Genomic DNA, 13,990 nt, shown 5'->3' with positions numbered 1-13,990 from the left:
TACGCGCTCACGCCGCGAAGAAGGCCCGCGCGCGGCCGATCTTCTCCCTCGGCGCCTCCTGTCGGGTTGTGCCCAGACATGTTCTTCCGGGGTGCCGGGCCCTGGTTTCCAGGTTCCACGCCTTGCTTTGATGTGTGCCATGTCCACTCGCCGAGGCCATGCGTGCTCGTCAGGCGCGGCGCGGCCTCGGCCCTTGTGGGTGGCATGGGTGCTCCTCGTGTTCGTGTTGCAGGCCGGGTGCGCCACGGGTGTCCCCGGACGTGGCTCGCTGATGGGCCTGGGCCATCGTCCGCCCACCCCCCCGTTCTTCAACGCGGCGGCGCCCGCGCGCAGTCCCACGGCCTCCGCCACCGGGAGGGGAGCGGGAGTGCCGCCCGCTTCAGCGGACACCTCGGCGGAGGCGTGGGCGCACGGGCCGGAGGGCATGGCCACTTCCGAGGAGGTGAGGGCGCGGGCGCGCCGGTTGGAAGAGGAGAGGGCGGAGGCGCTGGTGTGGGCGGCGCAGCGGGAAGGCAGGGAGCCGACGGCGGCGCGGGAGGCGGAGGCGGAGAGGGCACTGGCGCGCGTGGTGGGCCTGTGCAGCGGGGTGGAGGATGTGGGAGCGGTGCTGGCCTTCACCTTCTGGGTGGAAGACGGCGCGCTGACGCTGGTGGGCTACCAGGAGGAGCGAGGCAGCGGAAGCGAGGGGCGGCCGGTGGAGGCGCCAGAGCTGACGCGGGTGCTGCGCCTCGTCCTCACCGAGTACGTGGGAGGGCGGACCGGAGAGGTGGTGTTGCGGCTGCGGCGTGAGGCGGCGCGCTGGGCGGTGGACTACGACGCCTCCCGCACGGCGGCCCGGCCGCCCGAGGCCCGGAGGCTGCCGATGCGCATGCCGGGCACGCCGGCCGGCACCTTCCTCACCTTCCACGAGGTGGCCGGCAAGTGGATGCGTGCCGTGCAGGTCCCGGCGGGTGGCGCGTCACGGGTGGAGCTCGAAGTGTGGCTGGAGGACGGCCGGCTCACCGGAGGGCAGCTGCGGGAGGTGCGGCGCACACGAGAGGGGCCGGGAGGCAGCCCGCTCGCGCTGTCACCGGAGGTGGCGGGGCGCCTCGTCCAGGTGTTGCTGCCCTTCACCGAGGGGTTGGGCGCGCGCACGGTGCGGGTGGTGTTGCGGGCCGAGCATCAGCCGGGAGAGGCGCGGGCGCGGGGCCGGGTGGAGTCCGCGCGGGTGGAGCGTCCGCCGCCACAACCGGGGCAGAGCTGGTACCTGTCCATGCACGAGGCCACCCTGCTGCGTTGGCGGGAGGGCGTGGTGGAGGGCACGGCCTGGCTGGCGCAGCGGGGCGTGGAGGAGCTGGCGCTGTGGTTCGCGTTGGGAATCATCGCCAAGGGCCTGGGCTTCTTCGCCACGGAGGGGCTGGAGTGGGTGACGAAGGCGCTGGGGCGCGAGCCCGAGGTGGTGGCCGGGTGGCTGCGCACCGCGCTCAGACGGTTGACTCCAGAAGAGAAGGCCGCCTTCGAGCGACTCTGGGCGAAGGTGCTGCTGGAGGGCGAGCAGGCCCTGGGCCACAGCGAGCGCAAGAAGCTGCGAGGCCTCTTCGTCCGCCTCGAGCAGGCCATCCAGGAGCCGTTGGATGTCGATCTGAAGAAGGAGCTTCGAAAGGATGCCCGTGCATATTACGCCAAGCTGTACCCGCGGTTCGCCAAAATCCTGCAGGAGCAAAACAAGGATCTTCCCATCCACCATCGGCGGCCACTTCAATACGCGCACCTCTTCCCGGATGAGAACGTCAATGCCGGGGAAAACCTCGTGATGTTGAAAGAGCACGTCCATCAAAGAGTCAATTTCCTATGGGGGAGGTTTCGAACCGCTCGCCCCAACCCGACAACGGATGAAGCGAGGCGAGCAGCCGAAATCATTGATAGACATTTCGAGCCCTGGTACCACCGCGCCGACGAGCCTCCAGGGATGTTGAAGACCGTGGACGACGCGAGGGAGGCCGCGTTGCGCGAGTTGCGGAGCCGATTCCCTGGCCTCGAATAGACAAGAGAGAACGATGGAGGTGCTCATGCCCCTGCCTGGATTGGAGCGGCTGTTTGATGTCTGCCTGCGATTGAAGCTCAGTGTGGAGACCTTGCCGCCTGCTCGCGAACCGCCGCGTGCTGGATGCTCCTTGGAGGGGCTGCCCTTCGATCCGGTTCTGGCGGATGTCTATGCTCGCCTGGGTTATGCGGCTTTTGCCACGGAATTGATAGGAGCCGGGTGGACCCTCGATCGGTCGGATGACCAGGTGCATAAACTCAAGGAGAACAACAGGTGGTGGCGGGAGAATTGGTGGGAAGGGCTGGGGGAGCCTGTGATTGTCTTCGGCGGTGATATCTATACCTATGCCACCGTGCCGAGCCTCGCGGATGCATTGGGAAGGCAGCCTGTGGTAGAGGTGGATACCTATGAGCCTGAGGCTCACGTCATGCCCGTGGCATCGAACGTGGACCGTTTTTTCGACAGTTACTCACACTATCTGGAAGCGCTGGCCGCACATCCTCGCTATCAGAAGTCGGGTGATAGGGAACTCTTGTTCCCTTGGGATATGGCCGAAGTTCTCGCACGGGATGAGCAATTGGTGGAGTTGATTCGAGCAGGGCGCTTCGAGTCGTTGATGAAGAACATGCAAGAAAGCAACGCGACACGCCGCTGGCTCGCCAAGGTGACCGGGAGATGACGCCCCGTGACAAGATCGGGAGGCGCAGGAATGACAATGGAGCTCATGGCCTTGTCCGGGCTGGAGCGGTTGATGGAAGTATGCCGACGGTCATTGATGAAGAACGCGGATGACTCGACGCGCCGCTGGGCCGCCAAGGTGATGGGCAGGTAGTGCGCGCGGGGCAGGAGAAGTGTGGTACGGGGAGGGAAGGATGAACGCACGTGCCATCGCCATCCAGGTTCTGAGCCGCGTCCGGGCCACGGATGCGTACCTCAATGTCGTCCTCGACACGGTGCTCTCGGAGTCGCCGCCGGCCGATCCCCGGGACACGGGGCTCATCACCGAGCTGACCTACGGGACCACCCGCCGTCAGCTCGCGCTGGACTACGCCATCACCCGCTTCGCCGACCGGAAGCTGGACGCGCTCGAGGACAAGGTCCTGGCCGCGCTGCGCGTGGGGGCCTATCAAATCTTCTACACCCGCGTCCCGGCCCGCGCCGCCGTGGCCGAGACGGTGCAGGCGCTCAAGGAGGTGGGGCTGACTCGCGCGGCGGGCTTCGTCAACGCCATCCTGCGCAAGCTGTCCTCGCTGCCCTCGCCGCCGCTGCCGCCGGAGACGGAGGCCATCGAGCACCTGTCGGTCCGCGAGAGCCACCCCAAGTGGATGGTGGAGCGCTGGGTGCGCCAGTTCGGCCGTGAGCGTGCCGAGTCGATCCTCGTCGCCAACAACCAGACGCCCGCGGTGGTCATCCGCGCCAACAGCTCGAAGGTGACGCGCGACGCGCTGCTGGAGCAGCTGCGCGAGACGGGGCTCGAGGTGCGGCCCACGGCGGTGTCTCCGGTGGGCATCGTCCTGCCGCCCGTGGGACGGCTGGAGGACATCTACGGCTACGCCGAGGGCCTGTGGCAGGTGCAGGACGAGGCCGCTCAATTGGTGGGGGTGTACGGGGACATCCCGGAGACGGCGCGGGTGCTGGATGCGTGCGCGGCGCCCGGCGGCAAGGCGTGCCATCAGGCCGAGAAGCACGAGGTGGTGGCCACGGACCTCCACGCCAACAAGCTGCGGAAGATCGAATCCGAGGCGAAGCGGCTGGGTCTCTCCGGGCGCCTGCGGGCCGAGGCGCATGACGCGTCCCAGCCCTGGCCGGAGGAGTGGGGCGAGTTCCACGCGTTCGTGGTGGATGCGCCGTGCTCGGGCCTGGGGACGCTGCGGCGGCACCCGGAGCTGCGCTACCGGCGCAAGCCGGAGGACATCGGGCGGCTGGCGGTGTTGCAGCGGCGCATCCTGGAGAACTGCCAGGAGGCGGTGCCGCCCGGAGGCCTGCTGGTGTACGCGGTGTGCACCCTGGAGCCGCAGGAGGGGCAGGATCAGGTGGAGATGTTCCTGCGCAGCCATCCCGAGTGGACGGCGGAGCCGCCGGTGCTGCACGAGTCGGTGAAACTCCCGCTCACCCAGGCCTACCTGCGCACGCTCCCGGGCCCCGAGAGCTGGGACGGCTTCTTCGCCGCGCGCCTGCGCAAGATGTACTGAGGCCTACGCGCTGGGGATGCCGGGCTCGTAGTTCGGCGGCGGGGGCGGTGGCTCATCCGGCAGGGCCCTCAGCACCGGCAGCAGGGCCCTCAGGGCCTCGGTGACGCTGCTGAACCGCCTGCCCGCCACGGCCGTGGCCCGCTCTACCCAGTGCTCCCAGCGTCCACACCACGCCCCGTCCCGCCGCGTGGCCAGCATGTCCCGGACGATGAGCCCGAAGGAGAAGACATCGGCCGAAGTGGGCACGGGACCCGTCTCTCCCAACTCGGGCGCCACGTAGGCCGTGCCCACCTGGGGGGGCCGCAGCCAGCCAGCCGCGTGGGTGCGGCGGAAGACCTCCAGCCCCAGATCGAGCAGGCACAACCTCACTCCCTTGCCCCCGGGCGCGACGAGCAACCGCGTGGGCCGCAGCCGGCCATGGGCGATGCCCGCGGCCTGGGCGGCGGTGAGCGCCTGCGCCAGTTGATCCGCCAGCGCATGCAGGTAGGGCAGCTCCAGGCCCACCGGATGGAGTCCTCCCAACATCGAGGGCAGCGACTCGCCATTCCACCAGGGGCGCACCATCCACAGGGCCTCGCGGGCCACGTCGTACCCCACGGCCTCCACGGGCTGGAAGGCGGGGTGCTGCGTCCGCTCCCCCGAGTGCATGAGCTCCTCGAAGCGTTTCAGCTCGGCGGAGGTGGGAGACCGCAACGTGCGGCACAGGGTGAGCCGCCGGGCACTTCCTCCTTCGACGGGCTCCACCCGGTACTCCGAGCCGGGCTCGTCTCCGAAGGCCGGTCGGACGATGCGCCACTCTCCTCCGAGGATGTCACCTGCGGTCAGCGCGCTCATGAACGAAGAGTGTAGACGGGATGGCCCCCTGTCACGGCAGGGGGGCCCGTCACGGGACGTCCATCCTCGAACACGAGGCTGCTCCCCTGGGTCACCCCATCCCATACGTTCCCCATTCTGGGATTACCTCGCGCACCCTGGCTTCTCCGCGTGTTCGTCTCCTCGCGCGACGCGTCTTGATTCCATCCCGGCAGGCCCAATACTCGGGCTTGTCACAGGGGACCGGGCGGGAGTCCCCCCGCTCGCCGGGGATGTAATGGAGAAGGGCTCACTGCAGGAATTGGAGCAACGGTTGGCGCTGTGCAGGCCGGAAGACACCCTGCGCGGCTTCTTCTTCACGGGCGCGCTGGATGTGGTGCGCGGCCTCGATGACGAAGTGCTCCTGCGGCGCTGCGTCGACGCGGCCGGAGGCAGCCGCTTCATGGCCTTCTTCAGCTATCCCGTCGGGGCGCTGAACCGGTTGCTCTACGCCGCGGCGTGGGCCCTGAGCGAGCACCACGGAGGCTTCGAGGGCGCGATGTGGCGCCTGGGGCACCAGGTGGCGCCGGAGTACCTGGAGTCCGGGGCGGGGCGGGTGCTGCTGATGCTGGCCGGGGGAGAGCCGAGGCGGATGCTCAACGGCTTCCCCTCGGCGTGGCGGACGTCCGTTCGGCATGGCGAGTGCTCGGTGCAATGGACCGGGCCGGGCAGCGGCATCGTCTCCATCAAGGGCAGCACCCTGCCGTGCGACTACCTGGTGGGCGCGGTGCGGGGCCTCTTCGAGGCGGCGCGGGTGGCGGACGTGAAGGCCACCGGACGGCAGGTGAGCCTGAACGAGACGGAGGTCGAGGTCTCCTGGTAGGCAGGGAGGCGGGCACGGGCAGAAGCGGCGTGCGAGCGGTGTTCGGAGCGCGTTCGCGAAGGAGGCACATGCGCCGGGTCGTTGAGCTGACGGAGATGGGTCGAGGCACGGGTCCCCGGGTGCTGTTGCTGCCCGGGTTGGGTGCGCGGGGCGCCGGCTTCCGGGCCCTGGCCGAGCGGCTCTCCTTCGTGGCCCGGCCCGTCCTCGTCGAGTACCCGGAAGGCGGCCTCGCCGCCTGTGGGGCAGGGGAGCTGGCGCGTCAGGTGCTGACGGCGGCGGGGCGGATGGACGCGGTGGTGGCCAGCTCCTACGGGGGCATGGTGGCCGGACACCTGGCGGCGGCGGGTGCGGTGCGCGGGGTGGCCTTCATGGGCTCCTTCACCCGGCCCGAGCACCTGGGGTTGCGCGGCCACCTCATCCCCCTGATGGGACCCATCGCCGTCCTGGGCCGCCCCGGTCCGTTCACCGCCTGTGTGGCCTCGTGGAAGCGCGTTCCGGCCGAACGGGTGGCGGACGTGGTGCCCACCACGACGCTGGAGCGGATGACCACGCTCCACCGCGCCTTCGCCTGCCGCCGCGAGCCGCCTCCTCCCGAGCTGCGCCCACTGCCCGTCTCGTGCCTGTGCATCCAGGGGGACCGGGACGTGCTGGTGCCCGCGTCCACCCTGGCGCGGCTCGCGGCCTCGCTGCCTCCGGGCACACCGCAGCACCTGCTGCGCGGCGCGGGCCACGTGCCCTACTTCACCCACCCCGAGGAGTGCGCCCGGCTGCTGACGCCCTGGCTGCACGCGCTGGCGCCCGCCACGGGGGTCGAGACCGCCGCCTGAGCAAACGAAAGACCCCGTGCCTCCCACGCGGGGTGGCACGGGGCCGGAGCTGCTTCAACCCGGGACGCGCTCAGTGCTCCTCGCTGGTGGCCTCGGCCAGCTTGAAGGCCTCGAGCACCGCGGCCGACGCCCGGTCCAGGTACTTGCCCTTGCGGATGAGCAGCCCGATGGGGCGCGACACCGGGCCCTCGGCGAAGGGCTTGGAGACGACCGAGCCCTGCGCCACCTCGGCCGACACCGTGGCCATGGGGAGGATGGCCACGCCGATGCCCATCTCCACCGCGCGCTTGATGGTCTCGACGTTGTCGATCTCCATCACCGGGTTGAGGTCCAGGTTCTTCTCGCGGAAGAGCCGGTCCAGCGCCTTGCGCGTGGGTGCCTCGCGATCGAAGGCGATGAAGGGCACGCCGGAGAGCGCCGTGAGGCTCACCTTCGTCTTGGTGGCGAACGGGTGGGTGGGCGAGCACACCACCGCCAGCTTGTCGTCCCGGAACGGGTGGATGTCCACGCCCGCGCGCGGCTGCGGGTACGCCACGATTCCAATCTCCGCCGCCCCGAGGATCACGTCGTCGTAGACCTGATCATTGCGCCGGTAGTTCAGGCGCATGTTCACCTTGGGGTGCGTCTTCAGGAGCTGCTTCTGCACGTTGCGCAGCTCGTGCAGACCCACCGAGTAGATGGTGGACACCGTCGTGGTGCCCTGCACCTCGGTGGACTGCTCGCGGATCTCGTTCTCCACCTCGGCGAACCGGGCGAGGATCTCCTTGCACCCGCGGAACAGGCGCTCGCCCGCCGGCGTCGGCGTCACCTGGCGGGCGCTGCGCGACAGGAGCTTCTGCTCGTAGCGGTTCTCCAGGGCGCGGATCTGCTGGCTCACCGCGGACTGCGTCACGTGGTTGAGCTGCGCGGCCCTCGAGAAGGAGCCCGTCTCCACCACGTCACAAAACATCTTCAGGGATTCAAGCTGCATAAGAGGGGGCCTCTCCTAACCGAAGCCTAATGTCGAGGCTAGAGCTAATTAGCCGGTCTACGCCGCACCGGCAAAAGCGCTTACCCCGCTCGACCGTCCGGCTGCTTGACGGAGGAGGCGATGAACCCTTGGAGGTCGAAGGGCCCTCAGCTGGAGGCCGCGCGGACCCGCGAGCGCATCAGCACCACCACGGCCGCTCCGAGTGCCAGCAGGCCGGAGCCCATGATGACCTGCATGCGGCCCATCTCCTGCTCGGCGTCCCGCTTGAAGCTGCACTCCATCTCGGACAGGCCGGTGCAGTCCGCTGGGGACAGGCGCGTCTTGAATCCCACCCCCAACAGGAAGAGGCCGCCCAGGAGGATGCCGCCACACAGCCCCAGCAGGGCCGCCCGGGTCAATCCCTCCGCGCTCTTCTGGACCTTGCTCTCCGGGGCCTTGGTGTCCGTTCCCTCATGTTGCATGACGGGGACGCTACCGCCGCATGGGCTCGTGCGCCACATCCCGCGTATGCTCCCAGCCCATGAGAATCCTCTACGGTGTCGTTGGCGAAGGCATGGGACACGCCACCCGCTCCCGCGTGCTCCTCGAGGAGCTGGCCAAGGAGCACGAGGTCCATATCGTCGTCTCGGGGCGCGCCAAGGACTACCTGGCCAAACGCTTCGAGAACGTGCATGGCATCTGGGGCTTCACCATCGCCTACGAGGGCAACTCGGTGAAGAAGTGGCAGACGGTGCTGCAGAACCTCTCCGGGGCCGTGAAGGGCTGGCCGCAGAACGTGCGCCAGTACTTCGAGCTGGTGGAGGAGTTCCAGCCGGACGTGGTGGTGAGCGACTTCGAGAGCTTCAGCTACCTCTTCGCCCGCAACCACCGCCTGCCCGTCATCAGCGTGGACAACATGCAGATCATCAACCGCGCGAAGCACGATGCGTCGCTGCTCGCCGGTTTCGAGGATGACTTCGAGGCCACCCGCGCCCTGGTGAAGTCCAAGCTGCCCGGGTGCTTCCACTACCTCGTCACCACCTTCTTCTACCCGCCCGTCCGCAAGGAGCGCACCACGCTGCTGCCCTCCATCCTGCGGCCGGAGATCCTCTCCGCGAAGTCCGAGCCCGGGGAGCACCTGCTCGTCTACCAGACGTCCACCACCAACACGCAGCTGCCGGAGATCCTCGAGCAGAGCGGGCTGCCCTGCCACATCTACGGCATGCGCCGCGACATCACCGAGGACGTGAAGGACGGCAACCTCCTCTACCGCCCCTTCAGCGAGAAGGGCTTCATCGACGACCTGCGCACCGCCCGCGCCGTCATCGCCGGTGGCGGCTACACGCTCATGAGCGAGGCCGTCTACCTCCACAAGCCCCTGCTCTCCCTGCCCGTGAAGGGCCAGTTCGAGCAGGTGCTCAACGCCCTCTACCTGGAGAAGCTCGGCTACGGCATGTACGCGCCCGAGCTCACCCTCGAGCGCCTGCGCGACTTCCTCCAGCGTGTCCCCAGCTGCCAGGAGGCGCTGAAGGGCTATGAGCAGGACGGCAACGAGAAGATGCTCGCCGCTCTGCGCGAGCAGCTCGCCCGCGCCGCCGAGTACAAGGGCCGCTGGTGGGAAGAGGGGGGTCCCGCCGAGCCCTCCAAGGCGTGAGCCTCGCCCCCCTGGCCGCCGGGAGACCAGGCGGCCGGGCGGCGAAGCGTTGGCTGGTCATCGAAGTGCGCGGCTGGCGGGAGCCCGTCGGGAAAATGCTCCGCCGGCTGCCGAGCTGAGGGGGCGGTCCCATGTTAGGAGGCGCGTTCCGGCACCTGCGGCCGGGGCCTGTTCTCCAGTAGGCGTGCCTTCTCCAGGGCCCGTCCATGGTTTCCCCTCACTCTGGCCCGAGCTTCTCCTGATGGACAGCCGCAACACCCCGAAGTTGTTCGCGACCGGCATCCCGAGCTTCGATCTCCTGCTGGGCGGTGGCATCCCCCGGCGCCAGACGCTCATCGTGGCGGGCAATCCCGGCAGCGGGAAGACGATCCTCTGCAGCCAGCTGGCCTTCCTCGCCGCCTCGCGCGGGTTGCCGGTGGTGCTCGCCACCGTCACCTCCGAGCCTCACGACAAGCTGGTGGACGCGCTCTCCGGCTTCTCCTTCTTCCGCCGTGAGCTGTTGGGCGACAAGCTCATCCTCGTCAGCACCTACGCCTCGCTGAAGAAGGGCGCCAGGGAGGCGCGCGACACCCTCCTGCACACCGTGCGCGAGCGCGGCGCGAAGCTGCTCTTCCTCGACGGGCTGCGCTCCATTCGTGACCTGTGGCAGGACGAGGCCCGGCTGCGCGAGTTCCTGTACGAGCTGGGCATCGGGCTGTCCGCCACGGACTGCATCGGGCTCTTCACCACCGAGTACCCCATCGAGAAGCTGATGACGCTGCCGGAGGCCACGACGGTGGATGGCATCGTCTCGCTGTGGGTGAGCCAGCAGGGGGGGCGCCGTCATCGCCGTGTGGAGGTCGTCAAGCTGCGCGGCCGGCCCCACCTGCCGGGGGCGCACCTGTTCCAGATTGGTGCCGAGGGGGTGGAGATCATCCCGCGGCTCGAGGCCCGTATCCCCCCCGACAAGGACTTCGTCCCACCACCTGCCCGGGCCAGCTTCGGTCTGCCCGAGTTCGACGGACTGATGGATGGAGGCCTGCCGCTGCGGAGCACCACCCTGCTGGCGGGCAGCATGGGGATTGGCAAGACGCTGCTCGCCGCGCACTTCGCGGCGGAGGGGGCCCGCCGTGAGGAGAAGACGCTCTTCGTCTCCTTCTTCGAGCCTCCCTCGATGCTGTTGGCCCGGGCCCAGCGCATCGGTCTGGACGTGCGGGATGCGCTGGCGAGCGGGATGCTGACGTTGATGCACCAGCCTCCCTCCGAGCGGGAGGCGGATGTCCTGGCCGACCGCATCCTGGCGGAGGTGGCCCGGCTGGGCGTCCGGAGGCTGGTGCTCGACGGGCTGACGGAGCTCGAGCTCTCCATCGCGGACCCGGAGCGGCGGCGGACCTTCCTGGCCGCCTTCAGCGTGCACCTGCGGGCCGCGGGGGTGACGTCCCTGTTCACCAAGGAGGTGTCGAAGGTCGCCGGCACCGAGCTGGACTTCAACGACACGCCCATCGCCATCCTCGGCGAGAACCTGATGCTGCTGCGCTACGTGGAGCTGCGCGGGCGCATCCACCGCGTCATGTCCATCCTCAAGATGCGTGACAGCAAGTACGACGGAGACCTGCGCGAGTTCGAGATCAACGACTCGGGGATTCGTGTGCTCAACCCCCTGCGTTCGGCCGTGGGACTGCTGACGGGCCAGGCCCAGCCCATCGGTTCCCGCATCGGTGGGGATGAGGAATGAGCCTCGTCCTCATCGCGGAGGACGAGGAGGCGATGCTCGAGATCTTCGCCCAGGTGGTGGAGGAGCTGGGGCACAGGGCCCTGCGGGCGCACAACGGGGAAGAGGCCCTGATGCTGGCCCGGACCGAGCGGCCGGACCTGGTGGTGAGCGACCACATGATGCCCCGGCGCACCGGCGTGGAGTTGCTGCGCATGCTGCGGGCCGACCCTCGCCTCGAGAAGGTCCCCTTCCTGCTGCTGAGCGCCGCGCAACCCAAGGGATTGGAGGAGGCCGATGCCTTCCTCTCCAAGCCGGTGGACCTCGACACCTTCGAGGCCGCGGTGCAGCAGGTGCTGGGCTCGCGCCCCGTTGCTCCGGAGCCACGCGAGGAGGCCATGCCCGCGGAGGCGCGCGCGGGCCACTCCAGCGGCGCCGTGCGCGAGGAGATGCTCAACTGGGTGGCGCATGAGATCAAGACACCCTTGAGCTCCGCGCGGCTCAACGCCCAGATGTTGCTGCGCAAGCAGGGAGAGCGGGGCTCCGACGAGGAGCGGAAGTGCTCCGAGGCCATCCTCCGTCAGCTCGACCGGATGAACGCACTCGTCACCTCCATCCTCGACGCGGCACGCCTGTCCGAGGGCAAGGTGGCGCTGCGGCGTGAGCCCGGCGAGCTCGCCGCCTTCCTCCAGGAGGTGGTCCAGGAATGGCGCGAGCTCCAGCCCCAGGTGGACTTCTCCCTGAGCGGAGCGGTCCAGCGGGTGGCGCTGTCCTTCGACGCCGAGCGCGTGCGGTACATCCTCAACAACCTGCTCTCCAATGCGGTGAAGTACGGCGGAGCGCAGCGGCGCGTCGAGGTGTCGCTCTTGCGCACGCCTGGCCTGGCCCTCGTCCAGGTGCGCGACTGGGGTGTGGGCATCCCCGCCTCGGAGCTGCGCAACATCTTCGAGCGCTTCCATCGCGCGGACGGCGCGGGCGGCAACGGGCATGGACTGGGGCTGTACATCGCCGCGGCGCTCGCGAGGCTCCACGGCGGCTCGCTCACCGCGCAGTCGGAGCTGGGCCACGGCTCCACCTTCAGCCTCCGGCTTCCCCTTCCGGCCTAGGGTCACGGCCTGGTATCCACCCGGGGTCCGAGATACCCTCACCCCGTCCCTCTCCCGAGGGGAGAGGGGAGAGTGGGGAGCAGTGGAGCAGTGGTCGGGAGGGCAGGTTGCTGCTCAGTGCAGCAGATCCTCGTTGTTCTTCTGCGCCGCCTGCCTCGTCAGCTTCGTCACCCAGGAGCGTGTGAGCGGCGTCTCGCTGTCCCGGCCCCGGTACCGGTCCGTGCTGCCGTCCTGCGGCATCATCCGGTTCACCTGGGCCAGCACCGCCGCCGTCACGCCCGGCGCCAGCGTCCTCGCCAGCGCCGCCACCTTCGCCGGCCAGCCCACCATCGCCTCCGCGTCACCCCGGCGGCAGGCCTCGAGGATCTTCCTCGCCGCCCTCTCCGCCTTCATCGACATCCCCGGCAACGAGTCCCCCAGCATGAACCACGCGTACTCCGCCTCGTGGTCGCCCTTGAAGAACGCGTTGGGCGGGCTGCCCGTGCGCATCAACCCCGGGCACACCGTTGTCACCAGGATGCCGTCCTGCGCCAGCTCCGCCCTCATCCCGTCCGACAGGCCCACCAGCGCGAACTTGCTCGCGCTGTAGGGCACCAGGTGCGGGATGCTCACCCTCCCGCCAATGGACGAGACGTTCACGATGCGCCCCCAGCCCCGCCGCTTCATCTCCGGCAGCACCGCCAGCGACGTGTAGAGCGCCGCCCAGAAGTGCACCTTCATCGCCTCGACGAAGTCCTCCTCGGCCATCGACTCGAGCGGACCCACCTGGATGCCACCGGCGTTGTTCACCAGCACGTCCACCGCGCCAAAGCGCTCGTGCACCTGGGCCACCATCGCCTCCACCTGCACCCGGTCACTCACGTCGCAGGGGATGGCCAGCACCTCGCCGCCCTGGCCCTCCAGCTCGTCGCGCGCCCGGGACAGCTCCACCTCCTCCCGGGCGCAGATGATGACGCGCGCCCCCTCCGCCAGGAACTGACGGGCCATCACCAATCCCAGGCCCCTCGAGCCGCCCGTCAGCAACACGGTGCGGCCCTCGAAGCTCACCTTCTCCCGCAGCATCGCCCTCAGCCCCATCACCGCCCCCATTCCCGCGGCGGTCAGGGCCCCCAGCGACAGACGGGAGGCCTCCTTCTTGTTCCGGCCTGCCATGTCGTTCCTCGTGCGCGGGGGGTCAGGGCGCGAACGCGCCGGAGGTGGCCTCGGGGCCGGTGAGCCGCTCCAACAGCCGCCTCAACTCGGGGTTCGTCGCCGCCTCTCCCGCCACCCGCAGGCGCAGGATGCCGAAGGCGTCGTACACCAGGAACGTGGGCACTTCCTCCACCCCGTACGCCTGCTCCATCGAGCCGTCGTCCACCGCCACCGGGTGCCGGAAGCCCATCCGCTTCACGATGGCCTCGATGTCGTTGGTGTCCAGCGCATGGCCCAGATCCTCGCCCTCCATCGGGACGTGGACGCCAATCACCTGGAGCCCCTTGGGGATGAACTCGTCCAGCAGCGTCTTCACCAGCGGCAACTGCTCCTGGTTCGTCTTGCTCAGCTCGGACCAGAAGTACAGCAGCGTGGGCCGGCCCCTCAGGTCGTGCACGTGCACGGGGGCATTGATCCAACCGCCTTCGGGATCCAACAGCGTCAGGGGAACATCCATCGAGGACATGGGCAGGGCCTCCTCAAAGGGTGGAGAGGACGGGATTCAAGCTAGGCATCCGCGCCCCGCGTCCCGGACCTGCCCCCCCACCCGTCCCCTCCCCACCCGGCACACACGGCGCCCGCTCTCCTGTCCGGCGCCCCTCCCTCATTGACGCGGCGTGTCGAGGAATCCCGCTCTGACTCGTTGAGTCAGGAATCTCTCGTTTCATGGGAATGGAAGGTTT

Annotated in this window: 14 protein-coding genes; 9 read left to right on the top strand and 5 right to left on the bottom strand. The window is 69.1% G+C overall.

The features are described 5' to 3' along the window. Nucleotides 1-208: 208 nt before the first annotated feature. The 4 genes from Q664_RS50140 to rsmB are packed head-to-tail and all read left to right on the top strand — an operon-like array spanning nucleotide 209 to nucleotide 4,215. Nucleotides 209-2,023 carry a hypothetical protein gene (locus tag Q664_RS50140; RefSeq protein WP_043414262.1) on the top strand — a complete coding sequence of 605 codons (1,815 nt, stop codon included), beginning with the start codon at nucleotides 209-211 and terminating at the stop codon, nucleotides 2,021-2,023. A gap of 13 nt (nucleotides 2,024-2,036) precedes the next feature. Continuing rightward, nucleotides 2,037-2,702, top strand: a complete 666-nt coding sequence (locus Q664_RS50135; protein ID WP_043414260.1) for a hypothetical protein — start codon at nucleotides 2,037-2,039, stop codon at nucleotides 2,700-2,702. 30 nt (nucleotides 2,703-2,732) lie between these two features. Continuing rightward, complete coding sequence (locus Q664_RS62545; RefSeq protein WP_268811470.1) at nucleotides 2,733-2,855, top strand: hypothetical protein; 123 nt, start codon at nucleotides 2,733-2,735, stop codon at nucleotides 2,853-2,855. A 40-nt stretch (nucleotides 2,856-2,895) separates the two neighbouring features. Next, nucleotides 2,896-4,215, top strand: a complete 1,320-nt coding sequence (gene rsmB, locus Q664_RS50130; protein WP_043414258.1) for a 16S rRNA (cytosine(967)-C(5))-methyltransferase RsmB — start codon at nucleotides 2,896-2,898, stop codon at nucleotides 4,213-4,215. Between the two features lie 3 nt (nucleotides 4,216-4,218). On the opposite strand, the gene Q664_RS50125 is transcribed toward rsmB, so the two are convergent. Further along, nucleotides 4,219-5,049 (bottom strand): serine/threonine-protein kinase, encoded by an 831-nt coding sequence (locus tag Q664_RS50125; protein ID WP_043414256.1) that lies wholly within the window; start codon nucleotides 5,047-5,049, stop codon nucleotides 4,219-4,221. 256 nt (nucleotides 5,050-5,305) lie between these two features. Here Q664_RS50125 and Q664_RS59845 point away from each other — a divergent pair, with 256 nt between their 5' ends. Next, nucleotides 5,306-5,890, top strand: coding sequence for a TIGR02265 family protein (locus Q664_RS59845; protein ID WP_043414255.1), 585 nt, complete (start codon nucleotides 5,306-5,308; stop codon nucleotides 5,888-5,890). 68 nt (nucleotides 5,891-5,958) lie between these two features. Beyond that, the gene (locus Q664_RS50115; RefSeq protein ID WP_043414252.1) at nucleotides 5,959-6,717 is read left to right on the top strand and encodes an alpha/beta fold hydrolase; all 759 of its coding nucleotides are present in this window, start codon (nucleotides 5,959-5,961) and stop codon (nucleotides 6,715-6,717) included. A 70-nt stretch (nucleotides 6,718-6,787) separates the two neighbouring features. Here the strand turns inward: Q664_RS50115 and Q664_RS50110 are convergent, their stop codons facing one another. After that, nucleotides 6,788-7,687, bottom strand: a complete 900-nt coding sequence (locus Q664_RS50110) for a LysR family transcriptional regulator (protein WP_043414250.1) — start codon at nucleotides 7,685-7,687, stop codon at nucleotides 6,788-6,790. A gap of 146 nt (nucleotides 7,688-7,833) precedes the next feature. After that, the gene (locus tag Q664_RS50105; protein WP_235217188.1) at nucleotides 7,834-8,148 is read right to left on the bottom strand and encodes a hypothetical protein; all 315 of its coding nucleotides are present in this window, start codon (nucleotides 8,146-8,148) and stop codon (nucleotides 7,834-7,836) included. 59 nt (nucleotides 8,149-8,207) lie between these two features. Between Q664_RS50105 and Q664_RS50100 the strand changes: the two genes are divergently transcribed. From Q664_RS50100 to Q664_RS50090, 3 genes are all read left to right on the top strand, one after another. Next, complete coding sequence (locus tag Q664_RS50100; RefSeq protein ID WP_043414247.1) at nucleotides 8,208-9,320, top strand: MJ1255/VC2487 family glycosyltransferase; 1,113 nt, start codon at nucleotides 8,208-8,210, stop codon at nucleotides 9,318-9,320. A gap of 241 nt (nucleotides 9,321-9,561) precedes the next feature. After that, nucleotides 9,562-11,034 (top strand): ATPase domain-containing protein, encoded by a 1,473-nt coding sequence (locus Q664_RS50095; protein ID WP_200883891.1) that lies wholly within the window; start codon nucleotides 9,562-9,564, stop codon nucleotides 11,032-11,034. Then, nucleotides 11,031-12,116, top strand: coding sequence for an ATP-binding response regulator (locus Q664_RS50090; RefSeq protein WP_043414246.1), 1,086 nt, complete (start codon nucleotides 11,031-11,033; stop codon nucleotides 12,114-12,116). The genes Q664_RS50095 and Q664_RS50090 overlap by 4 nt, the downstream gene beginning before the upstream one ends. A 114-nt stretch (nucleotides 12,117-12,230) precedes the next feature. On the opposite strand, the gene Q664_RS50085 is transcribed toward Q664_RS50090, so the two are convergent. Together Q664_RS50085 and Q664_RS50080 are read right to left on the bottom strand one after the other, a co-directional pair. Continuing rightward, entirely contained in the window at nucleotides 12,231-13,268 is a 1,038-nt protein-coding gene (locus Q664_RS50085) for an SDR family NAD(P)-dependent oxidoreductase (RefSeq protein ID WP_043414243.1), read from the bottom strand. Between the two features lie 22 nt (nucleotides 13,269-13,290). Further along, on the bottom strand, nucleotides 13,291-13,773 hold the full coding sequence (locus Q664_RS50080; protein ID WP_043414242.1) for a TlpA family protein disulfide reductase: 483 nt from the start codon (nucleotides 13,771-13,773) through the stop codon (nucleotides 13,291-13,293). Between the last annotated feature and the right edge of the window lie 217 nt (nucleotides 13,774-13,990).

It is taken from the genome of Archangium violaceum Cb vi76, from assembly GCF_000733295.1.
GTDB lineage: Bacteria > Myxococcota > Myxococcia > Myxococcales > Myxococcaceae > Archangium > Archangium violaceum.
This window is presented reverse-complemented; position numbering and strand designations above follow the sequence as displayed.